General features: G+C 73.5%; 19 protein-coding genes. 12 read left to right on the top strand and 7 right to left on the bottom strand.

Features of this window, described 5'->3' with window-relative positions; genetic code table 11:
- Positions 1-127: 127 nt before the first annotated feature.
- From rarD to ACGFN2_RS29450, 7 genes are all read right to left on the bottom strand, one after another.
- A complete protein-coding gene (rarD, locus tag ACGFN2_RS29480; RefSeq protein WP_362605829.1) occupies positions 128-1,156 on the bottom strand; it encodes an EamA family transporter RarD in 1,029 nt (342 codons plus the stop codon).
- Positions 1,157-1,281: 125 nt separating this feature from the next.
- Positions 1,282-2,166 carry an SDR family oxidoreductase gene (locus ACGFN2_RS29475; RefSeq protein WP_393365551.1) on the bottom strand — a complete coding sequence of 295 codons (885 nt, stop codon included), beginning with the start codon at positions 2,164-2,166 and terminating at the stop codon, positions 1,282-1,284.
- A 269-nt stretch (positions 2,167-2,435) separates the two neighbouring features.
- Positions 2,436-3,530, bottom strand: coding sequence for a 2-oxoacid:ferredoxin oxidoreductase subunit beta (locus ACGFN2_RS29470; RefSeq protein WP_362605834.1), 1,095 nt, complete (start codon positions 3,528-3,530; stop codon positions 2,436-2,438).
- Positions 3,523-5,475, bottom strand: a complete 1,953-nt coding sequence (locus ACGFN2_RS29465) for a 2-oxoacid:acceptor oxidoreductase subunit alpha (protein ID WP_393365549.1) — start codon at positions 5,473-5,475, stop codon at positions 3,523-3,525. Before ACGFN2_RS29465 ends, ACGFN2_RS29470 begins: the two co-directional genes overlap by 8 nt.
- A 295-nt stretch (positions 5,476-5,770) precedes the next feature.
- Complete coding sequence (locus tag ACGFN2_RS29460) at positions 5,771-6,430, bottom strand: response regulator transcription factor (RefSeq protein WP_362606018.1); 660 nt, start codon at positions 6,428-6,430, stop codon at positions 5,771-5,773.
- A 200-nt stretch (positions 6,431-6,630) separates the two neighbouring features.
- Positions 6,631-7,941, bottom strand: a complete 1,311-nt coding sequence (locus ACGFN2_RS29455) for a sensor domain-containing protein (protein ID WP_362605840.1) — start codon at positions 7,939-7,941, stop codon at positions 6,631-6,633.
- A 222-nt stretch (positions 7,942-8,163) separates the two neighbouring features.
- Positions 8,164-9,417 (bottom strand): sensor histidine kinase, encoded by a 1,254-nt coding sequence (locus ACGFN2_RS29450; protein WP_393365547.1) that lies wholly within the window; start codon positions 9,415-9,417, stop codon positions 8,164-8,166.
- 232 nt (positions 9,418-9,649) lie between these two features.
- Between ACGFN2_RS29450 and ACGFN2_RS29445 the strand changes: the two genes are divergently transcribed.
- The 12 genes from ACGFN2_RS29445 (at position 9,650) to ACGFN2_RS29390 (ending at position 23,526) form a co-directional block, all read left to right on the top strand.
- The gene (locus tag ACGFN2_RS29445) at positions 9,650-10,771 is read left to right on the top strand and encodes a secretion protein snm4 (RefSeq protein ID WP_393365545.1); all 1,122 of its coding nucleotides are present in this window, start codon (positions 9,650-9,652) and stop codon (positions 10,769-10,771) included.
- Positions 10,772-11,502: 731 nt separating this feature from the next.
- Positions 11,503-12,879: a MinD/ParA family protein gene (locus ACGFN2_RS29440; RefSeq protein WP_393365543.1), complete on the top strand. Its 1,377-nt coding sequence runs from the start codon at positions 11,503-11,505 to the stop codon at positions 12,877-12,879.
- A gap of 282 nt (positions 12,880-13,161) precedes the next feature.
- Positions 13,162-13,563, top strand: coding sequence for an NADH-quinone oxidoreductase subunit A (locus tag ACGFN2_RS29435; protein WP_362605850.1), 402 nt, complete (start codon positions 13,162-13,164; stop codon positions 13,561-13,563).
- Entirely contained in the window at positions 13,554-14,234 is a 681-nt protein-coding gene (locus ACGFN2_RS29430; RefSeq protein WP_393365540.1) for an NADH-quinone oxidoreductase subunit B, read from the top strand. The genes ACGFN2_RS29435 and ACGFN2_RS29430 overlap by 10 nt, the downstream gene beginning before the upstream one ends.
- Complete coding sequence (locus ACGFN2_RS29425; protein ID WP_393365538.1) at positions 14,231-15,721, top strand: NADH-quinone oxidoreductase subunit C; 1,491 nt, start codon at positions 14,231-14,233, stop codon at positions 15,719-15,721. The genes ACGFN2_RS29430 and ACGFN2_RS29425 overlap by 4 nt, the downstream gene beginning before the upstream one ends.
- A complete protein-coding gene (locus ACGFN2_RS29420) occupies positions 15,718-16,686 on the top strand; it encodes an NADH-quinone oxidoreductase subunit H (protein WP_393365536.1) in 969 nt (322 codons plus the stop codon). Before ACGFN2_RS29425 ends, ACGFN2_RS29420 begins: the two co-directional genes overlap by 4 nt.
- On the top strand, positions 16,683-17,288 hold the full coding sequence (locus ACGFN2_RS29415; RefSeq protein ID WP_362605859.1) for an NADH-quinone oxidoreductase subunit I: 606 nt from the start codon (positions 16,683-16,685) through the stop codon (positions 17,286-17,288). The genes ACGFN2_RS29420 and ACGFN2_RS29415 overlap by 4 nt, the downstream gene beginning before the upstream one ends.
- Positions 17,285-17,896 carry an NADH-quinone oxidoreductase subunit J gene (locus tag ACGFN2_RS29410; protein WP_393365534.1) on the top strand — a complete coding sequence of 204 codons (612 nt, stop codon included), beginning with the start codon at positions 17,285-17,287 and terminating at the stop codon, positions 17,894-17,896. The genes ACGFN2_RS29415 and ACGFN2_RS29410 overlap by 4 nt, the downstream gene beginning before the upstream one ends.
- Positions 17,896-18,258 (top strand): NADH-quinone oxidoreductase subunit NuoK, encoded by a 363-nt coding sequence (nuoK, locus tag ACGFN2_RS29405; RefSeq protein WP_362605864.1) that lies wholly within the window; start codon positions 17,896-17,898, stop codon positions 18,256-18,258. Before ACGFN2_RS29410 ends, nuoK begins: the two co-directional genes overlap by 1 nt.
- Entirely contained in the window at positions 18,255-20,252 is a 1,998-nt protein-coding gene (locus ACGFN2_RS29400; RefSeq protein WP_393365532.1) for an NADH-quinone oxidoreductase subunit L, read from the top strand. Before nuoK ends, ACGFN2_RS29400 begins: the two co-directional genes overlap by 4 nt.
- 113 nt (positions 20,253-20,365) lie before the next feature.
- Positions 20,366-21,985, top strand: coding sequence for an NADH-quinone oxidoreductase subunit M (locus ACGFN2_RS29395; protein ID WP_362606021.1), 1,620 nt, complete (start codon positions 20,366-20,368; stop codon positions 21,983-21,985).
- Positions 21,985-23,526: an NADH-quinone oxidoreductase subunit N gene (locus ACGFN2_RS29390; RefSeq protein WP_393365530.1), complete on the top strand. Its 1,542-nt coding sequence runs from the start codon at positions 21,985-21,987 to the stop codon at positions 23,524-23,526. The genes ACGFN2_RS29395 and ACGFN2_RS29390 overlap by 1 nt, the downstream gene beginning before the upstream one ends.
- The last annotated feature ends 189 nt before the right edge of the window (positions 23,527-23,715 follow it).

Raw genomic sequence — 23,715 nt, 5'->3', positions numbered from 1 at the left:
CCGGACGAGGTGTCGGCGACGGGGCGCCGCTCGCCCGTGGGGCGAGGTCACGCTCACCCGCAGCGGCATCGCAGCGAGGGCGACCGCGGCCGGCCCGCTGATCACCGTGCAGATCCTGGCCGGGACCTCACCGGGTGCGGCCCGGGGGCCGGGGCCCCGCCGGCTGCTCCGCGGTGTGCGGTGCCCCCGCCGGGCCGGTCTCCGCGGCCGGTGCCGCCCCGGCCGCGGCCGCCTCGCCCGCCCGGGCCGCGGCCTCGGCCAGCGCCGTCCGCGCCCGCCGTGCGGTACGCAGCGCGTCCCAGGTCAGCACCGCCAGCGCCAGCCACACCAGCGCGAACCCGGCCCAGCGCTCCGGCGGCATCGTCTCGTGGAAGACCGTGAGCCCCAGCACGAACTGAAAGGTCGGCGCCAGATACTGCAGCATCCCGATCGTGCTCAGCGGCAGCCGCACGGCGGCCGCGCCGAAGCAGATCAGCGGTATCGCCGTCGCGACACCGCAGCCCGACAGCAGCAGCGCCCCGCCCACCCCGCCGGTTGTGAAGGCGGCCTCGCCGCGCACCCCGAGGAAGACCAGGAAGCCCACGGCGGGCAGCAGCTGGAGGGCCGTCTCGGCGCTGAAACCCTCGATCCCGTCGAGCTTGATGCCCTTCTTGACCAGCCCGTACGTCGCGAACGAGAAGGCCAGTGCGAGCGCGATCCAGGGCATCCGGCCGTAGGCGACGGTCATCACCAGGACGGCCAGCGCGCCGGTCGCCACCGCGGCCCACTGGAGCGGACGCAGCCGCTCGCGCAGCACCAGGACGCCGAAGGCGATGCTGACCAGCGGATTGATGAAGTAGCCGAGCGAGGCCTCCAGCACGTGCCCGGAGTTGACCGACCAGATGTAGAGAAACCAGTTCGCCGAGATGACGAGGGTGCAGACGAGGACCATGCCCAGCCGCCGGGGCTGCCGCAGCAGCGGTCCGATCCAGGACCAGCGGCGGAGCACGGCCAGCAGGACGACGGCGACCGGCAGCGACCAGGCCATGCGGTGGGCCAGGATCTCGGACGGCGCGGCGTCGTCCAGCAGATGCCAGTAGAGCGGCAGCAGGCCCCACATGGTGTAGGCGGCGATGCCGTAGGCGAGTCCGGTGCGCTGATCGCTTCGAGGCTGCAAGGGGACCCTCCTGGTGGTGCTGCGCCGGCCCTGTGAACGTAGCGCCGCCCGGACCGGCTGTCATGCCTGTCTTGGCATACGGCCATGACAGTCCGTCCGGGCGGCGCTCCCGGTGCGGGGCCGCGTCAGACGGGCAGTCCCTGCTGCCCCTCCAGTCCCTTCAGCGCCTCCGCGATCGCCTCGGCGACCGGAGTGGTCGGACGGCCGATGAGCCCGGACAGCTCCCCGGGCGTCGCGCCCAGCTCGCCGCGGGCGATCCCGGTGTCCGCGTCGGCGACCAGCTGTGCGCCCAGCGCCGGTACACCCGCCTCGACCAGCAGCGCCACATACCGTTCCGGCGGCAGATCGCGGTACGGGATGCGCCGGCCGGTCTGCCGGGAGACCTCGGCCGCGTACTCGGCCATCGTCCAGGCGGTGTCGCCGCTCAGCTCGTACACGGTGTTCTCCTGGCCGTCGCCGGTGAGGACCTCGGCGGCGGCCTCGGCGTAGTCCCGGCGCGCGGCGGTGGCCACCCGGCCCTCGCCCGCGCTGCCGACGACGGCGCCGGTCCGGAGGGTGCCGGCCAGCGCGCCCGTGTAGTTCTCGTGGTACCAGCCGTTGCGCAGCAGGGAGTACGGCACCCCGGAGGCGAGCAGCGCCTGCTCGGTGGCGAGGTGCTCCTCGGCGATCGAGAAGGTGGCGGCCGGCCCGCCCAGCACGCTGGTGTACGCCAGCAGCCCGACGCCCGCCTCCCGTGCGGCGTCGATGACCGTGCGGTGCTGGGTGAGGCGCTGCCCCGCCTCGTTCCCGGAGATGAACAGCACCCGGTCACCGGCCGCGAAGGCGCCCTGGAGGCTCTCGGGACGGCTGTAGTCCGCGCTCCTGACCTCCACCCCGCGGGCCGCGAGGTCCTCGGCCCTGGCCCGGTCGCGGGCGAGGGCGACGATCTCGCCCGGTGCGGTGCGCCGGAGCAGTTCCTCGATGACGAGCCGGCCGAGTGCCCCGGTGGCACCGGTGACGACGAAGCTCATGAGTTACCCCCTGTGGGCGTCGCTGGCTTGAGGCCCCCGACCGTACGCCTGCCCTAGACGATCGTCTATGACGGGCGTACGGATGTCTGGTGCGGGATCACCCTTCAGCATCGCCCGCCGCGGCGGCACCGGCACGGCACGGGAGCGGGACCGGCGCGGGGCGCGCGAGCGGGAGCGGCCGTCGCGGGCGTGAGGGACGGGGGCACAACGAACGGGTGCCCCCGGGAGCGCCGTACGACGCTTCCGGGGGCACCCCTGGGGCCGGTGGGTCAGCCGACGACGGTCCAGGTGTCGTTGCCGGTGAGCAGGGCGGCGAGGTCGCCCTTGCCCTTCTGCTCGATGGCGGCGTCCAGCTGGTCGGACATGAGGGTGTCGTAGACGGGCCGGTCGACGCTGCGCAGCACCCCGATGGGCGTGTGGTGGAGGGTGTCGGCGTCGGCGAGCCGGGAGAGCGCGAAGGCGGTGGTGGGGGAGGGGCTGTGGGCGTCGTGCACGAGCACGCCGCCGGTGCCCTCCTCCCGGACGTCGATGACCTTGAGGTCGCCGGTGGCCGGGTCGCGGACCACGCCCTTGGAGCCGAAGCCGTCGGGGGCCAGGGCGCCGAAGCGGATCGGCTGCCCGTGCTCCAGCCGGATCACGGCCTCCTGGGCCTGTTCCTTGTCCTTGAGGGCCTCGAAGGCGCCGTCGTTGAAGATGTTGCAGTTCTGGTAGATCTCCACCAGCGCCGTGCCGGGGTGGGCGGCGGCCTCGCGCAGCACCGAGGTGAGGTGCTTGCGGTCGGAGTCGACGGTGCGGGCCACGAAGGACGCCTCGGCGCCGAGCGCCAGCGAGACCGGGTTGAACGGCGCGTCCAGAGAGCCCATCGGCGTCGACTTGGTGATCTTGCCGACCTCGGAGGTGGGGCTGTACTGGCCCTTGGTCAGACCGTAGATCCGGTTGTTGAACAGCAGGATCTTGAGGTTGACGTTGCGCCGCAGGGCGTGGATGAGGTGGTTGCCGCCGATGGACAGCGCGTCGCCGTCACCCGTGACGACCCACACCGACAGATCGCGCCGCGAGGAGGCCAGGCCGGTGGCGATGGCCGGGGCGCGGCCGTGGATGGAGTGCATCCCGTAGGTGTTCATGTAGTACGGGAAGCGGGAGGAGCAGCCGATGCCGGAGACGAAGACGATGTTCTCCTTCGCCAGGCCGAGCTCGGGCATGAAGCCCTGCACGGCGGCGAGGACGGCGTAGTCACCGCAGCCGGGGCACCAGCGCACTTCCTGATCGGACTTGAAGTCCTTCATGGACTGCTTGGCGTCGGCCTTGGGCACCAGGGAGAGCGCCTCGATCTGCGAGGGCCGCTCCGAGATCGCCTCAGTCATTGATGGCCTCCTTAAAGACCTCCGCGAGCTGCTCGGCCTTGAACGGCATTCCGCTGACCTGGGTGTGGGAGTGCGCGTCCACGAGGTAGGTGGCGCGCAGCAGGGTGGCGAGCTGTCCGAGGTTCATCTCCGGCACGATCACCTTGTCGTAACGCGCCAGGACCTCGCCGAGATTCCGCGGGAAGGGGTTGAGGTGGCGCAGATGGGCCTGGGCGATGCGGTCGCCGGCCCGCCGCACGCGCCGGACGGCCGCGGTGATCGGCCCGTAGGTCGAGCCCCAGCCCAGGGCGAGCGTCCTGGCTCCCTGGCCGCTGTCGTCGGCGGGGTCGTCGACCTCCAGGTCGGGGACGTCGATGCCGTCGACCTTCGCCTGGCGGGTGCGCACCATGAAGTCGTGGTTGGCGGGGTCGTAGGAGATGTTCCCGGTGCCGTCCTGCTTCTCGATGCCGCCGATGCGGTGCTCCAGGCCCGGGGTGCCCGGCACCGCCCAGGGGCGGGCGAGTGTCTGCTCGTCGCGCTTGTAGGGCCAGAACACCTCGGTGCCGTCCGCCAGCTGGTGATTGGGGCCGGAGGCGAACTGGACCCGCAGATCGGGCAGTTCCCCGACGTCCGGAATCCGCCACGGCTCGGAGCCGTTGGCCAGATAGCCGTCGGAGAGCAGGAAGACCGGTGTGCGGTAGGCCAGCGCGATCCGGGCCGCCTCCAGCGCCGCGTCGAAGCAGTCGGCGGGCGTCCTCGGCGCCACGATCGGCACCGGGGCCTCGCCGTTGCGTCCGTACATCGCCTGCAGCAGGTCGGCCTGCTCGGTCTTCGTCGGCAGCCCGGTCGAGGGCCCGCCGCGCTGGATGTCCACGATCAGCAGCGGCAGTTCGAGGCTGACCGCCAGGCCGATGGTCTCCGACTTCAGCGCCACACCGGGGCCCGAGGTGGTGGTCACCGCGAGCGCGCCGCCGAACGCCGCGCCCAGCGCCGCGCCGATACCGGCGATCTCGTCCTCCGCCTGGAACGTCCGCACACCGAAGTTCTTGTGCTTGGACAGCTCGTGCAGGATGTCGGAGGCCGGGGTGATCGGGTACGAGCCCAGGTACAGCGGCAGATCCGCCTGCCGGCCCGCCGCGATCAGCCCGTAGGACAGTGCGAGGTTCCCGGAGATGTTGCGGTAGGTGCCGGTCGGGAAGTCCTTCGTGGCCGGTGCGACCTCGTAGGAGACGGCGAAGTCCTCGGTGGTCTCACCGAAGTTCCAGCCCGCCCGGAACGCGGTGACGTTCGCCTCCGCGATGTCCGGCTTCTTGGCGAACTTCGCCCGCAGGAACTTCTCGGTGCCCTCGGTCGGCCGGTGGTACATCCACGACAGCAGCCCCAGCGCGAACATGTTCTTGCTGCGCTCGGCCTCCTTGCGGGAGAGCCCGAACTCCTTGAGCGCCTCGATCGTCAGCGTGGTCAGCGGCACCGGGTGGACGTTGTAGGCCTCCAGCGAGCCGTCCTCCAGCGGGCTGGTGGCGTAGCCGACCTTCGCCATCGGGCGCTTGGTGAACTCGTCGGTGTTGACGATGATGTCCGCGCCCCGCGGGACATCGGCGAGATTCGCCTTCAGCGCCGCCGGGTTCATCGCGACCAGCACGTTCGGTGCGTCACCGGGCGTGAGGATGTCGTGGTCGGCGAAGTGCAGCTGGAAGCTGGAGACGCCCGGCAGGGTCCCGGCGGGGGCCCGGATCTCGGCGGGGAAGTTGGGCAGCGTGGACAGGTCGTTGCCGAACGACGCCGTCTCGGAGGTGAACCGGTCGCCGGTGAGCTGCATACCGTCACCGGAGTCACCGGCGAACCGGATGATCACCCGGTCCAGGCGTCGGACTTCTTTGCCTTCACCGCCGTTGCCGGAAGCGCGTTGTTCCCCGACAAGCGCTGCGTCGGTCTGCTCGGCTGGGCTACTGACCTGGCTGGTCACTGCTTCGGACCTCCCTCGAGGGGTGCGGCGTCCCCGCCGGAGGCAGGGCTCGGGACGTGTCGTACCGACCGGTTGTCCCATAACCATCGTACGTGGGTAAGGGTGGCCTTCCTTGGGCCGATCGCATGGTGGACGTCGGCCTGAGACAGCGATCTGCTGCGTTTTGTCATGAAATCACCGCCCCCGTGACCCCTCTGTTCATGACGCTCCGGACTCCTCCATTGGTTCTACGCCCAAAGCCCTCGGCCTGGGCGGAAAACACCTCGAACAGCCCATCTGGCAGGGTGTCAGATCCTCAGGAGTTGAGGTAGGTGAGGACCGCGAGCACCCTTCGGTGATCCCCGTCACTCTGCGCCAGGCCCAGTTTCAGGAAGATATTGCTGACGTGCTTCTCGACCGCACCGTCGCTGACCACCAGCTGCCGGGCGATCGCGGAGTTCGTCCGGCCCTCGGCCATCAGGCCCAGCACCTCCCGCTCCCGGGGTGTCAGCCGGTCCAGCACATCCTGCTTACGGCTGCGGCCCAGCAGCTGCGCCACCACCTCTGGGTCCAGGGCGGTGCCGCCCCCGGCGACCCGGACCACCGCGTCGACGAACTCCCGCACCTCGGCCACCCGGTCCTTGAGCAGATAGCCGATGCCCCGGCTCGAACCGGCCAGCAGCTCCGTCGCGTACTGCTCCTCGACGTACTGCGAGAGGACCAGCACGCCCAGGCCGGGGTGGTCCCGGCGCAGCCGGATCGCGGCCCGCACCCCTTCGTCGGTGTGCGTCGGCGGCATCCGTACGTCCGCCACCACCACATCCGGCAGCGCCCCCTCGTCGGCCAGCTCACCGATCACCTTGATCAGCGCCTCGGCGTCCCCCACACCGGCCACGACCTCGTGCCCCCGGTCGGTGAGCAGCCTGGTCAGGCCCTCCCGGAGCAGCACCGAGTCCTCGGCGATGGCCACCCGCACCTTGTCGTCCACGGCTCAGATCCCCCTGTCCATCCCGTTCCGTCCCTGCGGGCCCCAGCATCCCAGCATCCGGACGGACGTGGGGCGGGAGCGGGGATCGCTGTGGAAAAGGGATCGCTCGGAAAGGGGCGGGGGAGCCGGGCGGGGGCCGGGCCGGCCCCGGGCGGGGCTGACCGGGCCCGCTCAGTGCCGTCCGGGGGTCAGCCGCGCCACGGCAGTTCGGCGGTGACGCAGGTCGGGCCGCCGACGGGGGAGTCGACCACCAGCAGGCCGTCGACGGCGTCCAGCCGCTCGGCGAGGCCGGCCAGCCCGGTGCCGCTGCCGGTGTGCGCGCCGCCCCGGCCGTTGTCCGCGACCAGCACTATGAGCCGGTCGGCGGTGCACCAGACGTCCAGCGTGGCGCTGGTGGCCTGGGCGTGCTTGGAGACGTTCTGGAGCAGCTCGGAGGCGGTGAAGTAGGCGATGCCCTCGATCGCCGCGGCCGGCCGTCGGTCCAGGTCCACGGTCACCGTCACCGGCACCGTGCACCGCGCGGACAGGGCCGACAGCGCCGGGCCCAGGCCCCGGTCGGTGAGGATCGCCGGATGTATCCCGCGGGCCAGGTCCCGCAGCTCCTGGAGCGCGACCTTCACCTCGCCGTGCGCCTCGTCCACCATCCTGGCCGCGGCCTCCGGGTCCTCCGCCAGCTTCTCCCTGGCCAGCCCCAGGTCCATGGCGAGCGACACCAGCCGGGCTTGGGCGCCGTCGTGCAGATCGCGCTCGATGCGCCGCAGGTCGGCCGCCGCGGTGTCCACCACCACCCCGCGGTCCGACTCCAGCTGTGACACCCGGGTGGCGAGCGGGGACGGCCCCAGCAGGCCGCGGACCAGCACCCGGTCCACCTGCGTCAGCCCGTGCATCACCCACGGCCCGGCCAGGACCATCAGCAGCCCGGTCCCGCTGGTGATCCCGATCTCCGCCGGGGTGCCGACGTAGAAGCTGCTGCCGGTGTCGACCCACAGGTGGGTGTCCCAGGCGTCGAGCGTGCCGGGGAAGGCCCAGCGCCACAGGGGATAGACCAGCAGCACCCAGCCCACGGACCAGACGGTCAGCGAGAAGACGAAGGAGAAGAGGGCCCACGGCAGGTGCACCACGGAGTAGACCAGGTGCCGCCAGGACACCCCGCTCTTCAGCACGGCCCCGACCCACCCCAGCAGGCCCGGCCTGGAGGCCCGGGGCGGCTCCGGATCGGCGACGTCCAGCCCCAGCAGGGCACGGGCCCGCGCCCGCTCCAGGGCGCCCAGCGCGCGGTTGCCCGCCAGGCCGCCCGCCAGCACCGGGATGCCCACGAAGGTGATCAGCAGGCCGGCGCCCATCGTGACCACCGTGACCGCGTACGTGAACATCAGGAGGGACATCGGGAGGTTGAGGAGGAGGTAGAGGAACTCCCGCCAGGCGCGCCCGGAGAACGGGGCGCGCAGGGCCCTGGGCACCCCGGAGCCGCGGGGATGTGGTGCGTATGCGGTATCCATCGTCTCCTCATCCGTTCTGCCGGGCGCGGCCATGCCCTGCCGGCGCGGCCGTCTGGTCAGCCGCTCCGCGCGGCCTTTTCCGCCATGACCAGCGTCCGCGAACGGCGTCCCCCGCACCATGAGGCTCTTCGCAGTCTCCGACTGGGGTTATCCCCACCCCCGGACCTGTGGCCGGCCACCGGCCGCCGCCTCGCCCCGGCACCCGGACGGGCCGGCGCACCCTCACGCCCGCGCCCCGCCCCGCCGTCGCACCGGCCCGTCCCCGGCCTCCGTCCGCGCCCGCCACGGCAGTTCCGCCGTCACCCGCGTGGGCCCGCCCGCCGGTGAATCCAGCACGAACAGCCCGTCCACCGACCCCAGCCGCTCGGCGAGCCCGGCCATCCCGCTGCCGCCGTCCAGCCGCGCCCCGCCCCTCCCGTCGTCCGACACCTGGATCAGCAGCCGGCCGCCCGCCCGCCGCCCGTCCCCCGCGGACCGCCACACCTCGACGGACGCCTGCCGTGCCGCACTGTGCTTGGAGACGTTCTGGAGCAGCTCGGAGACGGTGAAGTAGACGATGCCCTCGATGGCGGGCGCGGGCCGCTCGGCCAGGTCCACGGCCGTCGTCACCGGCACCGTGCAGCGCCCGGCCAGTGAGGTCAGCGCGGGCCCCAGCCCACGGTCGGTGAGGATCGCCGGATGGATGCCCCGGGCCAGGTCCCGCAGCTCCTGGAGTGCCAGCTTCACCTCGCCGTGCGCCTCGTCCACCATCGCCGCCACGCTCGCGTCGGCCCTGCCCTCCAGCAGCTTCTCCTTCGCCAGGCCGAGCCCCATGGCGAGCGCCACCAGCCGGGCCTGGGCGCCGTCGTGCAGATCCCGTTCGATGCGCCGCAGGTCCGCGGCCGCGGTGTCGGTGACCGTCACCCGGTCCGACTCCAGCTCGGCGATCCGCCGCTCCAGTTCGTCCGACGGCGAGAGCAGCCCGCGCACCATCGCCCGGTCCACGTTGGTCAGCCAGCGCGCCACCCACGGCAGCACCGGCCACCCCAGGAAGAGCAGCGGAAGGGCGACCGTGAAGGTGAGGACGGCCCATGGCAGCCGGACGAACATGAACAGCGCGTGCCGCCAGGCGACCGGGTCCTTCAGCGCCGTCCACAACCACGGCACGAATCCCGGGGCCCCCGGCCGCAGGCGGCTCGGCTCCTCGATACGGACCCCGAGCAGGGTCCGCGCCCGGGCCCGCTCCAGCCGCCCGTATTCCCGGCACGCCCTCAGCCCCGAGGCCAGCAGCGGCAGCGTGATCACGATGAAGGACAGCCCGATGCCCGTCCCGACCCACACCAGGAGCACCGTGAACGCCAGGATGCCCAAAGGGAAGTTGGCCAGCAGATAGGCGATCTCCCGCCATGTCGGGCCGCTGAGCGCGGCTCTGGGCGGTGGGGGTGAGGCGCCGTCAGGGGCGTCCTCGGCAGCAGCGGGTCGGGAACTCTCCGTCATGCGCCCCAGCCTGCCCGGCCGCCGTCCGGGGTGCCATGGGGTAACTGGGGGGCCTGTGGTGGGGTTTGCCCCCTCCCCCTTCCGCGGTGGGCGTCCCGGTGCAGGTCACGGCGTCTGTGCCGGGACGGGGCGGGGTCGCGGCACGGTCCCGTTCCCGGGAGCGGAGTGGTGGACACGGCGCGTCGGCGGGACCGTAAGGTGTGGCGATGCACAACGGGAGGGGCGAGGGGCGATGGCGCGGGGTAACGACGGCCAGTTGCTGAAGCCGGAGGGCGCCGCGGACCGGCCGGATTCCGCCGCAGGGGACCTCACCGACGCGGTGGCCGCCCCCCTCGACGTCCGCGGCTGGGGCTGGGGCGAACACAGCAGGGTCTGGACGGCGGTGACGGCGAGCGTGCTGCTCGCGGCGGTCACCGGGGTCTGCGCGGGCCGGTGGTACGCCCATGGGGGCAGCGCCCCCTGGCTCGGCCTCGCCGCTGTGCTCGTCACCGCCGCCGGTGCCGCGGCCGGCGCACGCGCCGCGCGGCTCGGCCGACACGCCCCGGGAGCCGCCCTGTTGCTGCTCGGCGGGGTGCTCGGGGTGGCCGCGGCCTGGCAGGCGTTCCCGGACGGCGCCGCCCGGCTCGCCGCCGCCGGGCTGACCGTGGCGGCCGTGCTCGCGCTCCTCGGGCTCCGTACGGGGCCGGTGCGCGGCGGCCTGACCGGCGCCGCTTCGCTCGCGCTCGCGGTGGGAGCCTGGGAGCTGGGCCTGGCCCTGACCACCCCCGCCCGTACGGGAGTTGTGCTCGGCTTCGTCTCCGTCTTGGCCCTGGGGCAGCTGCCGCGACTCGCCCTGCGGACCGCCGGCCTGACCCGGCTCGACGACGCGCGCTCCGGCGGTACCCCGGTCAGCCGGCACCAGGTGGCGGGCGCGCTTGGCGCCGGCCACCGGGAGCTCGTCCCGGCCACGGTGGTCGCGGCGGCCTCGGCCGGTGCGGCGGGGGTGCTCGCGCTGCAGACCCCCGGTCTCTGGACCGTGCTCGCCGCGCTGCTGCTGTGCGGGGTGCTGTGCTCACGGGCCCGCGCTTATCCGCTGGCGGTGGAGGTCGTCGCCCTGCTGGCGGCCGGACTGGCGGTCTGCGTGCGGCTGGTGCTGCTCTGGGGCACCGACGGCGGGGCACCGGGGCTCGCGCTGTTCGTGCTGGGCCTGCTGGCGGTGCTGCCGGTCGCGGTGCTCACGGTGCGGCTGCCGGAGCCGACGCGCGCCCGGCTGTGGCGGTGGCTGGACCTCGCCGAGTCGGTGAGCGTGGTGGCGCTGATTCCGGTCACCCTCGGGGCCCTGGGCCTCTACGGCCTGCTGTTCGGCGCATCCTGACCCGGAAAGGCGGTGGAGGGGCCATGTCATCGGCGGAGTGCCACCCGCAGGACGCGGAAGCGGAAGCGGAAGCGGGACGGAGCAGGAGAGGGGAAGCGGAGGCGGTGCAGGCGAGGAACACGACTCCCGGGGTCTCTCTGGCCAAGGAGCCGGGCGCGGCGGGAAACACGGGCGAGAGCGGCGAGTGGCGTATGACGGGCGAGGCGGGAGCGATGAGCGAGGCGGGCGGCGGCCCGGCCGTGCAGGGAACCGCGGCGGGAACGCCGGGATACACGGGCGGGCCGGGGATTCCGGGCGCGCCCGGGGCCCTGGGCACGCCCGAGGCCCCAGGTGTGCCCGGCCCGATGCCGTCGGCGGTCGACGGGGCGGGCTCGCCGTCCGTAGTTGCCGAGCCGTCTGCGTATGCCCAGCCGTCCGCGTACGCCCAGGCGCCTGCGCAGGCTCAGCCGTCCATGCACGCTCAGCCGTCCATGCACGCTCAGTCGTCCGCGCACGTGCCGTACACCGTGCCTGCGCAGGCGTCCGTGCCTGCGCCGCCTGCTGCGCCTACACAGTCGTCTGTGCCCGCGCAGCCCTCCGTACCGGTCCCGCCACCCGGCGTCGCCCCTTCGTCTCCTGCTCCCTCGGAATCGGCCCCGGGGCCTTCCCTTCCCCCGCCCCCGCCGCACGCCTCCGCGCCCGCTCCCGGCCGCTACGGGCGGTCGGGGCTGCCGGCCCGTACGCCGCTCTCCGTGCCCCTGCTGCCGCCGGAACTGGCCGACGGTCAGCCCCGGCCGCGCCGCGGTGACCCCCTGGCCCGGCGTGCGGGCCGTGCGCTGCGCCGGGTCTTCGCCTCCTCGCCGGCCGCCGAGACGGCCGCGGTCACCCAGGCCGCGCACGCCATCCAGCAGCCGGTGACCACGGGCCGGCAGATCGCCGTGTCCAGCATCCGGGGCGGCGCCGGCAAGTCCACCGTCGCGGCCCTGCTCGCGCTCACCCTCGCGCACTACCGCTCCGACCCGGTCCTCGCCGTCGAGGCCGATCCGGCGCTCGGCACGCTGCCGCACCGGCTCGGCGCACGCGAGGTGCGGTGGTCGGGCAGCGATCTGGCGCAGATCGTCGATCCGGCGATGCTGATCACGGATCTGACCGGCTACCTCCTCCCGTTCGCGGGCGGCGGCTGGCTGCTGCCCGGCAGTCAGGGCGCCATCGGCACCCGGCTGGACCTCGACGCCTACCGGGTCGTGATGACCTCGCTCCGCCGTCACTTCGCGGCCACCGTCGTGGACTGCGAGACGCTGCCCGCCGAAGTGGCGCGCACCGCGCTGGTGACGACACAGGCCCGCGTACTGGTCACCCCCGCGACCCCGGAGGGCGTGGCGGCCACCCGTTCCGTACTGGACTGGGTCGGAGGGCTGCACTCCGGTCTGCTGCCCACCACGGTCGTGGTGCTCACCCACACCTCACCGGACAGCGGCGTCGACGTCCGCCGGGCCGCCGAACACCTCGGCGCCGGCGGTGCGGCCGTGCTGCCGCTGCCGTACGACCGCCATCTGGCGGCCGGCGGCGCGATCCGTACGGAGCTGCTCGGCGAACGGACGCGGGAGGCGGCGGCGCGCATCACGGCCGAAGTGATGGACCGCGCGCTCTCGCGGGAACCGGGCCGGCAGCAGCAACAACGGCAGACGGCGGTGCACCGGCCGGGGCAGCCACCGGTGTACGTCCCGGGGCAGGCGACGGTCTCCGCGCCGTACCAGGAGCCGCAGCGGCCGCAGCCGCCGTCGGGCCCGCAGCCGTCGGCCGGTCCGCAGACCCAGCCCGGTCCCCAGGCTCCGTATTACCCGCCGCAGAACGCGCACCCGGCTCCCGCACCCCAGCAGCACCCGCAGCCCCCGGCGCCGCAGCCCCCTCAGGCGCAGACGCCCATCCAGCCCCCGGCTCCCTCACCGCAGCCGCAGCACCAGCAGCCTCCGTCGCAGCCCGCGTCGGCATCCCCGTCGCCGCCGCCGGCTCCCACGCCGCCAACGGGACCGGCCCCGGCCCCGACCCCGGCCCCGGCCCCGACCCCGGCGCCGATGCCGGCCGCTCCCGACCGCCGGAGCCCGTTCGACGGAGGCCCGATCCACTGACCCAGGGCCGCTCCCGCCCCGCCTCCCGCCCCGGCCCCGGGGCCGCCCGCCGCGCCGCCCGTCCCATCCCCCGGCCTCCCCTCAGTCCGGTCCGTGAGACAAGTTCTGAGACAACCGGGCGCTTGCTTTACGCTGCCGGCCACCCAGGTGGGGCGAAGTGGGGACAACCCCACCAGCCGCGACGATCCGGCTGCTCACCGGGGCCGGGGCAGGGCCTAGACTCCGGTCCGTACAGATCGTCGAAGTCGTTGAACAATCACAGTCAGGGAGCGAGGGGCGGACGTGCCGGACGCGACCGTACGCACCACCGTCGCCGCGGACTACTTCCAGGGCTACTCGGTCGTCGGGCTCATCGCCCTGATCGGTGTGCTCTTCGTCGCCGTGGCCTTCGGTGCCGGGCGGCTGCTGCGGCCCGTGGTGCCGACGCCGGAGAAGCTGCTGACGTATGAGTGCGGCGTGGACCCGGTGGGCGAGGGCTGGGCACACACCCAGGTCCGCTACTACGTCTACGCGTTCCTCTACGTCATCTTCGCCGTGGACTCGATCTTCCTGTTCCCCTGGGCAACGGTCTTCGCCGCCCCTGGCTTCGGCGGCGTGACGCTGGTGGAGATGTTCATCTTCCTCGGCTTCCTCGCCGTCGGCCTGCTCTACGCATGGAAGAAGGGCGTCCTGGAATGGACGTGACCCCCGCCGCCAACAGCTCCGCGGCCGAGGCCGCAGGCGCCGCCCCCGAGTTCCTGCCGGAGCCCCGGCGCCTGGGCACCCTCGCCCGGCTGGCGCCCGAACCGATGAAGGTGGTCCTCAACTGGGGCCGCCGCTACAGCCTGTGGGTCTTCAACTTCGGCCTGGCCTGTTGTGCCATCGAGTTCATCGCCGCCTCCATGGCGCGGCACGACTTCATCCGGCTCGGCGTGATCCCGTTCGCGCCCGGCCCCCGCCAGGCCGACCTGATGGTCGTGTCCGGCACCGTCACCGACAAGATGGCGCCCGCGGTCAAGCGGCTCTACGAGCAGATGCCGGAGCCGAAGTACGTCATCTCCTTCGGGGCCTGCTCCAACTGCGGCGGCCCCTACTGGGACTCGTACTCCGTGACCAAGGGCGTCGACCAGATCATCCCGGTGGATGTGTACGTCCCGGGCTGCCCGCCGCGGCCGGAGGCGCTGCTGCAGGGCATCCTCAAGCTCCAGGAGAAGATCGCGCGCGAGTCGCTGGGCGAGCGGTACGCGAAGGGCGGCGCCGCCCGGCCCTCGGCGGCCGCGCTGCGCAGCGGGCTGGTCACGCCGCCCGCGCCGAAGCCGGCGGACGCGCCGGGGTCCGCGGACGCGCCGAAGCCGACGGGGGAGGAACCGCGATGAGCGAGCAGCCCGAGCGGCAGCCGGGGACCCCCGCCCAGCCGGGAACCCCCGGCCAGGCAACGGCCTCTGACCAGGCGGCAGCCGAGCAGCCGGCGGCTCCGAGTGAGCAGGCCGACCAGGCCGAGCAGTCCGAGCCGGCTCCGGCCGAGCCGGTCGTCGGCTGGCTGCCGCACCCGGCGAGCGAGATCTTCGGGGCCGGGGCCACGGCGGAGCTGGCGTACGACCTGCTGACCGTCGACGTCCCCGCGGACGGCTGGCTCGCCGCGCTGACGACCGCCCGCGACACCCTGGGCTGCCGCTACTTCGACTGGCTGAGCGCCGTCGACGAGCCCGGCACCGGCTTCCGGATCTGTGCCCACCTCGCGGAGGTGGCGCGCCCCGGTACCGTCCACCGGCTGATCGTGCGGACGACCGTGCCGCACGACGCGGCCGTGCTGCCCACCGCCGTCGAGGTGTACGCGGGCGCGGGCTGGCACGAGCGGGAGACCCACGAGATGTTCGGGGTCGACTTCACCGGCCACCCGCACCTCGCACCGCTGCTGCTCCCCGACAACTTCGAAGGCCACCCGCTGCGCAAGGACTTCGTACTTGCGGCGCGGGTCGCCAAGGCGTGGCCCGGCGCCAAGGAACCGGGGGAGTCCGAGCACGGCGGGCCCAAGCGGCGTCAGATGCTGCCCCCGGGAGTCCCGGACCCGAACGAGTGGGGCCCGCTGAAGGGCCAGCTGCCGCCTGCGCCCGCGCGTCCGGCGCGGGGTGCGCGGGCGGCCGGCGGCGCGGCGGGCGAGCGTCCGGCACGGCGTACCCGTACGGCGGGCACGGGCTCGGCCAGCCAGCAGGCGACGGGGGAGGGGGCCGGAGCCCCGGCCGCCCCGGCGCCTGCCGAGCGGCCGGAGCGCCCGGCACGGCGTACCCGTTCGGCGAGCGAGGGCTCGGCCGGCCAGCGGCGAGCGACGGCGGACGCGGCCCCGAGCGCGGAGGCCGCGACCGCGGAGGCCGCGACGACCGCGGCTCCGGCGACTGAGGCCCCGGCGCCCGCGGCCCCGCCGAAGGAGACCAAGCCGAAGGACACCCCGGCGACCGACGCCCCGGCGAAGGAGGCGCCCGCCCAGGACGCCCCGGCTCCGGCGGCCCCCGCGAAGGCGCCGCGCTCCTCCGACGCGCCCTGGCACCACGCCCGTCCGGCCTTCGACGAGCCGGAGCGCAAGGCGCAGCCGGAGCCCGAGCCCGAGCCGAAGCGCGAGCCCGGCACGACGGCCGCCCCGGAGACGCCGGACGCCACGACGGCCGCCCCGGCGACCCCGGAGCCCCCGCAGAAGAAGGCGGAGCCCGGGCCCCCGGCCACCACGGAGCCCGAACCGCCCGCCACCCCGGACGCCCCGGAGCAGAAACCGTCGGCCGCCCCTGACCCGGAGCCCGCACCCCGGCCCCGGCAGGACGGCGCGCCCCACGACGCACCCCAGGACCCGGCAGGAGGCGACACCCCATGAGCGACGCTCTCGACATCGCGCTGCGTCTGCTCGCCGTCTTCGTCGTCTTCCTGGTCTTCCCCCTGGTCATCGGGCAGACCGAGCACAAGGTCATGGCCCATATGCAGGGCCGGCTCGGGCCGATGTACGCGGGCGGGTTCCACGGCTGGGCGCAGCTCGTCGCCGACGGGGTGAAGTTCGCGCAGAAGGAAGACATCGTGCCGGCCGGTGCCGACCGGCGGATCTTCCAGCTCGCGCCCGCCGTCGCCCTGCTGCCGTACCTCCTGGTCCTGGTTGCCATCCCGATAGGCCCGCACAATGCCGTGGGCCAGGCCCTGGACGCGGGCATCTTCTTCGTGCTCGCCGTCATGGGCGTCGGGGTGCTCGGCTCGCTGATGGCGGGCTGGGCCTCGGCCAACAAGTTCTCGCTGCTCGGCGGTCTGCGGACGGCCGCGCAGCTGCTGGCGTACGAGCTGCCGATGCTGCTCGCCGCGGCCTCCGTGGCGATGGCGGCCGGCACGCTCTCGCTGCCCGGCATCATCGAGGCCTTCCACTGGTGGTGGGTGCCCTGGCAGATCGTCGGCGGGGTGGTCTTCTTCACCGCGGGCCTCGCCGAGCTGCAGCGGCCGCCGTTCGACATGCCGGTCGCCGACTCGGAGATCATCTTCGGTGCCTACACCGAGTACACCGGACTGCGCTTCGCGCTCTTCCTCCTCGCCGAGTACGCGGGCATCGTCGTCCTCTGCGCCCTGACCTCCGTCCTCTTCCTGGGCGGCTGGCACGGCCCGTTCGGCGCCGACGGCCTGGGCTGGCTGTGGACGCTGCTGAAGACCGTGATCCTCGCCTTCGGCGTCATCTGGCTGCGGGTGACCTACCCGCGGCTGCGCGAGGACCAGCTGCAGAAGCTCGCCTGGACGGTCCTCATCCCGCTCGCCCTCGCCCAGATCGCCCTCACCGGCGTCATCAAGGTGGTGATCTCGTCATGAGCTTCCCCGGTTCCGGTCTCGCCAAGGGGCTGGCCGTCACCCTCCGGACGATGACGAAACGATCGGTCACCGCGCAGTACCCGGACGTCCAGCCCGACCTCCCGCCGCGTACCCGTGGCGTCATCGGTCTGTTCGAGGAGAACTGCACGGTCTGCATGCTGTGCGCCCGTGAGTGCCCGGACTGGTGCATCTACATCGACTCCCACAAGGAGACGGTGCCGCCGGCCGCCCCCGGGGGCCGGGAGCGCAGCCGCAATGTGCTGGACCGCTTCGCGATCGACTTCGCGCTGTGCATGTACTGCGGCATCTGCATCGAGGTCTGCCCCTTCGACGCGCTCTTCTGGTCACCGGAGTTCGAGTACGCCGAGACGGACATCCGTGAGCTGACCCATGAGCGGGACAAGCTCCGCGAGTGGATGTGGACGGTGCCCGAGCCCCCGGCGCTCGACCCGGCGGCCGAGGAGCCCAAGGAACTCGCCGCCGCCCACAAGGCCGCGGACAAGCTCGCCGCCCAGCAGGCCGCCGAGGCCCAGGCGCAGGCCGAAGCCGCGGCCCAGGGTGAGGACCAGGACCGAACGGACACCCCAGGGGAGGGACAGTGACGCTCGCCGCCGCCGGCCCCGGCTTTCTCTCACCCACGGGTGTCGAGATCGCCTTCGTCCTCGTCGGCATCGCCACGCTCGGCGCGGCCGTCATCACCGTCACCACCCGGCAGCTGGTGCACGCCGCCCTCTGGCTGGTCGTCGCCCTCGGCGGGATCGCCGTCGAATACCTCCTCCTCACGGCCGAGTTCATCGCCTGGGTGCAGGTGCTGATCTACGTCGGTTCGGTCGTCGTCCTGCTGCTCTTCGGGCTGATGCTCACCCGGGCGCCCATCGGCCGCTCCCCGGACGCCGATTCGGGCAACCGCTGGGCCGCGCTCACGGTGGCCCTCGCCTCGGCCGCCGCGCTGGTCTGGGTGGTCGTGGACGCCTTCCGCGCCACCTGGATCAGCTTCGAGGGCGCCGCGCAGGGCTCCACCGAGGCCTCCGGGCGCACCCTCTTCCAGTACTGGGTGCTGCCCTTCGAGGCGCTGTCCGTGCTGCTGCTCGCCGCGCTCGTCGGGGCGATCGTGCTGTCCCGCCGGACGGGCGAGGGCCGGTCCGCCGCGGCGGACCTCACGAACGGTGCCTCCCGCGCCGCGGCCGCCCCCCGAGAGGAGCAGCGCTGATGCATCTCGCCTACCCGGCCGTCCTCGCCGTCCTCCTCTTCTGCACCGGCCTGTACGGCGTGCTCGCCCGCCGCAACGCGATCCTGGTGCTGATGTCCGTCGAGCTGATGCTCAACGCCGTCAACCTCAACCTCGTCGCCTTCGACGTCTGGCTGCGCGACACCCTGCACACCGGCCAGGCGCTCACCCTGTTCACCATCGCCATCGCCGCCGCCGAGATCGGCATCGGGCTGGCGATCGTGCTGCTCGTCTACCGCAACCGCGGCAGCTCCGACATCGACCGGCTCCGTGACCTCGCCGAGCAGGCGGACGCCGGGGACACGGACCCGCGGCCGGACACCACGGCGGAGGCCGCCGCGTGACCCTCACGACCACTGCCGTTCTCGTTCCCCTCCTGCCCTTCCTCGGGGCCGTCGCCGGTCTCCTCCTGGGCGGCCGGGCGCCCGGATTCGTCCGGCCGCTGGCCGTGCTGCCGACGCTGGCCGCGGCCGCGCTCGCGGTGACCGTCGCGGTCGGGCAGGGCGCGGGACCGGCCACCGACATCGCCACCCGGCTCACCCCGACCGGCTCGATCCCCATCGACCTGGCCCTGCACATCGACGGCTTCGCCGCGCTGCTCGCCGTCCTGGTCGGGCTCGTGGCCACCTGTGTGCAGCTCTACTCCACCGCCTATCTGCGCGACGACCCGCGCTATCCCTCCTACGCCGCGCTGGTCTCGCTCTTCACCTCCGCGATGCTGCTGGTCGTCTACACCGGCGACCTGATGCTGCTGTTGGTCGGCTGGGAAGTCATGGGCCTGTGCTCCTACTTCCTCGTCGGCCACTACTGGGAGACCGAGGCGGCCCGCGCCGCCTCCCTCAAAGCCTTCCTCGTCACCAAGCTCGGTGATGTCCCGTTCCTCTTCGGCATCTTCGCGCTGGCCGCCGACGCCGGAACCTTCCGCATCACCGGCATCCTCGGCACCGTCGCCAGCGGCGGCCTGGACCATCCGACGCTGATCGCGCTGCTGCTGCTGGCCGGCGTCGCGGGCAAGTCGGCGCAGTTCCCGCTGCACACCTGGCTCCCGGACGCGATGGCCGGCCCGACGCCCGTCTCGGCGCTGATCCACGCCGCGACGATGGTGGCGGCCGGTATCTATGTCGTGGCGCGTCTCCTCCCCGTCTTCGCGGCCTCCGCGGCCGCGCTGGTGGTGATGGCCGTCATGGCCGCGATCACCATGGTCGGCTCCGGTCTCGCCGCGCTGGCCCAGGACGACATCAAGCGGGTCCTGGCCTATTCGACGGTCGGCCAGCTCGGCTACATGCTGGGCGCGCTGGCCGTCGGCGACCGCGGCGCCGCCGTCTTCCACCTCCTCTCGCACGGTGCGTTCAAGGCCCTCCTCTTCCTCGCCGCCGGCGTGATCATCCACGCCGCCGGCACCAACTCGCTGGCCGCCATGTCCCGGATGAGCGGCCTGGCCCGGCGCATCCCGGACGCCTACTGGACCGTCACCGTCGCCCTGCTCGCGCTCGCCGCGATCCCGCCGTTCGCCGGCTTCTTCTCCAAGGAAGCCGTCCTGGGCGCCGCCGAGCACGCCGCCACCGGTGCGGCGCACGGCATCCCCGGCGCGGCCGGCTGGACCGTCCTGGTCTCCGGACTGCTCACTGCCCTCCTCACCGCGGCCTACGCCACGCGTCTGTGGCTGCTGGCCTTCCGGGGCAAGGGAGTCGAGGTCCCCGACCACGGCCCGCAGCCCGTCGTCATGAACGCCGTGCTGTGGGTGCTCTTCGTCCCCACCGTCGCGCTCGGTCTCGCCGCCCCCCTGCTGCCCGACTGGTTCGACGGCCGTTCGCTCGCGCCGACCCTGACCACCTCCGTCCTGGGCACCGGTATCGCCCTCGTCGGCGGCCTGGCCACCTACGCGGCCTGGCGCCACACCACCGCGCTGGCCGCCCGCACCCCCATCGGCGCGGTCGTCACCGACCCCGACGCCCCGCCCGGGCTCGCCGAGGAGACGGCCATCGCCACCCACGCCCCGGTCTACGGAAGCGTCGCCGCCGCCCCGGACCCGGCCGACCCCGGCCGGCTCCTCCTCGGCCCGCTGCAGCCGCACGCCGCCGTCGGCTTCCACCTCGACGCCGTCTACACCGCGCTGTTCGTCCGGCCCGTACGCGCCGCCGCCACGCTCGTCCGCTTCCTGGACCGCGAGGTCGTCGACACCTACGTCCGCGGTGCCGGAGCCGCGCCGGGCTGGCTGGGCGCCGCCGTCCGCCGGGCCCAGACCGGGAACGTGCAGACCTACCTGGGCGCGCTGCTCGCGGGTTCGCTCGTGCTGGCCGTCGCCGCCGTCCTCGTCGCCACGGGCACGGGAGCCTGACCGTGCCGCCATCCCCCGGGGGCCGACCCCCGCACGCCCAGCCGACAGCCCCCGTGGCCTGCCTCGCCGGAGCCGAACCCCTGAGGAGGGCCTGACCCGTGAATCACACCGCTATGCAGCTTCTCCTCGCGGCCGTCGTCGTCCTCCCCCTGGCCGGCGCGCTCGCCGCACTGCTCCCGGCCCCGCCCGGGCTGAAGGGCAGGAACCCCGGCCAGGCCGTGCTGCGCCACGGCGTGACCGTCACCGGCGCCGTGCTCGCCGCGGCGATCGCCCTGGCCGTGGGCTTCGACCACGACCACCCGGCCCGTATGCAGGCCACCACCGACATCAGCTGGATTCCGGCGCTCGACATCCGCATCCACCTCGGCGTCGACGGCATCTCGCTCCCCCTCGTCGTCCTGACCGCGCTGCTGACCTTCCTCTGCGCGCTCTACTCCTACTTCCACATGCCGACGGGCCCGTCCCCCAAGGCATTCGTGGCCCTGCTGCTCACTCTTGAGGCCGGCACCCTCGCCACCTTCGCCGTCCTCGACCTGATGCTCTTCTTCCTCGCCTTCGAGATGGTCCTCATCCCGATGTACTTCCTCATCGCCCGCTGGGGCGGGGCGGGGAAGCAGGCGGCGGCCTGGAAGTTCATCCTCTACACGCTGCTCGGCTCCGTCGTGATGCTGCTCGGCCTCCTCCTCATCGGTGTGAAGTCCGGCACTTTCGACATGGTGGCACTCGCCACTGACAACGGCCCGAACGCCCAGCTCAGCCACACGGTTCAGGTGCTCGCGGTGCTCGCGATCGGCATCGGACTGGCCGTCAAGTCGCCCCTGTGGCCGCTGCACAGCTGGCTGCCCGACGCCCACACCGCCGCCCCCACCGTCGGCTCGGTGCTGCTGGCCGGCGTCCTCCTGAAGATGGGCACCTACGGCTTCGTGCGGATCGCGCTGCCCATCACGCCCGACGGCATGCGGACCTTCGCGCCGTACCTCGCGGCGCTGGCCGCCGTCGGCATCGTCTACGGCTCGCTCGCCTGCCTCGCCCTCGTCCGCAAGGGCGCCAAGGGCGACCTCAAGCGCCTGATCGCCTACAGCTCCGTCGGCCACATGGGCTTCGTCCTGCTCGGCATCGCCAGCATGACCCCCACCGGCGTCAACGGCGCGCTGTTCGCCAACATCGCGCACGGCCTGATCACCGGCCTGCTGTTCTTCCTCGTCGGCGCCCTCAAGGACCGCTACGGCAGTACCGACCTCGACACCCTCGCGGGCAGCACCGGCGCCGCTCTCTACGGCCGGGCGCCGCGCTTCGGCGGGCTGCTCGCCTTCGCCGCCGTCGCCTCCCTGGGCATCCCCGGACTGGCCGGCTTCTGGGGCGAGATGCTGGCGATGTTCGGGGCCTTCCAGCCGGCCCCGGGCCTCAGCCGCCCCGCCTTCCTGACGTTCATGGTGCTGGCCGGCCTGGGCACCCTGCTGACCGCGGCCTATCTGCTGCTCGTCGTCCGCCGCGTCTGTATGGGCGGGACCCCGCACCTCGCCCCCACCGCGCCGCTCGGCACCGCCGACCCGGCCGACGGGGACCCGTCAGGACAGCCCGCGCCGGCCCCCGTGATCCCCGACATCGCGCGCTACGAATACGCGGCCTGGACCCCCCTCGCCGTCCTCACCGTCCTCGCCGGACTGTGGCCCGCGGCCCTCCTCGGCCTCTCCGACCCGGCCGTCCAGCAGCTCCTCGGAGGCGGTAAGTGATGAGCTCGATCACCCCTCTGGTCCAGTCCGTCGACTGGGTCGCCCTCGCGCCGCCCACCCTCACCGCGGCCGTCGCCCTGGTGGTGCTCGTCGCCGACCTCTTCCTCCCGGCGGCCCGCAAACCCCTGCTGGGCTGGATCGCCACCGCGGGCCTCGCGGTCTCCGCGCTCCTCCTGCTGCCCCTCCTGGGCGGCGGCCGGCGCACCTTCTGCCTGCCCGCCCACCCCGAGGTGTGCAGCTATGTGGCCGACCCGTTCGCCCTGGTCATCCAGTTCCTGGTGCTCGGCGGGGCGTTGCTGACCGCCCTGCTGTCCATCGACACCGTCAGGGACCAGGACCTGCCCGCCGGCGAGTACTGGTTCCTGCTGCTCTCCTCGGCTGCCGGAGCCGCCCTGCTGCCCGCCTCCCGGGACCTCGCCACCCTCGTCATCGCCCTCGAAGTGGCCTCGCTGCCCGCCTTCGCCCTCGTGGGGCTGCGGCGCGGCGACCGGCTCTCCTCCGAGGCGGCGCTGAAGTTCTTCCTGTCCTCGGTGGCCGCCACCGCCGTGATGCTCCTCGGCGTGAGCTTCCTGTACGCGGCCACCGGCAGCCTCCACCTCTCCCAGGTGGCCCACGGCCTCACCGCGCTCCCCGACCCGCGGCTGGCCACTCTGGCGAGCGCCGGCGTCGCGCTCACCCTGGTCGGCTTCGCCTTCAAGACAGCCGCCGCCCCGTTCCACTTCTGGGTGCCGGACACCTACGTCGGCGCACCGCTCCCCATTGCCGGCTACCTGTCCGTGGTCGGCAAGGCGGTCGGCTTCTCCGGCCTGATCCTCGTCACCGTCCAGGGCTTCCCGTCGTACGCGGACGTCTGGGGCCCGGCGCTGGCCGTCCTCGCCGCGCTCACCATGACCGTCGGCAATGTCGCGGCCCTCCGCCAGGACCCCCGCCGCGCGCACAGCGCGGTACGCCTGCTCGCCTGGTCGTCGGTCGGCCAGGCCGGCTACCTCCTGGTGCCGATCGCGGCGGCCGGCTACACCCGGGACCCGGCGCACGCCATCGGCTCCACCGTCGCCTACGCCCTGATGTACGCGGCCGTGAACCTCGGCGCCTTCGCCGTCGCCGCCCTGGTGGCCCGTACGCGCCCCGCCAACCGCATCACCGACTACTGGGGCCTCTACGCCCGCCGCCCCCTGGCAGCGCTCGCCCTGGGCTTCTTCCTGCTGTGCCTGGCCGGGCTGCCGCCGGGCATCATCGGCCTGTTCGCCAAGGTCACGGTCTTCTCCGTGGCCGTCGACGCGGGGCTGGCCTGGCTCGCGGTGGTCATGGCGGTCAATGTCGTGATCGCGCTCTACTACTACCTGCAGTGGACCACGGTCCTCTTCCGGGGCGCCGAGGCCGGCGCAGCCGCGCCCGAGACCGCCCCGGCGGAGGAACGGCCGTCCCGCGCCGGCATCCCGGCGCCCCTCGCCACCGCCATCGCGCTCGCGTCCGTGCTCGGCATCGCCCTCTCCGGCGCCCCCCAGCTCGTCCTGCGCTTCGCCTCCGGGGCGCTGCTCTAACGGGGCCGGGCGGCGCAGCCCGCACCCTCCGGGGGCCCACAGCGGCCCTCAGCCCACCCGTACGGCGACAGGCCCCACCGGGCGCGGTTCCGTGCCGCGTCCGGTGCCGCCGCGCGCGCACCGGGGAACCAGGCTCGTTCATCTCGCGTTGACCAGTGAGTAAGGGTCCACTGGAGAGTGGAGACACGA

It is taken from the genome of Streptomyces sp. NPDC048612 (assembly GCF_043199295.1).
GTDB lineage: Bacteria > Actinomycetota > Actinomycetes > Streptomycetales > Streptomycetaceae > Streptomyces.
This window is presented reverse-complemented; position numbering and strand designations above follow the sequence as displayed.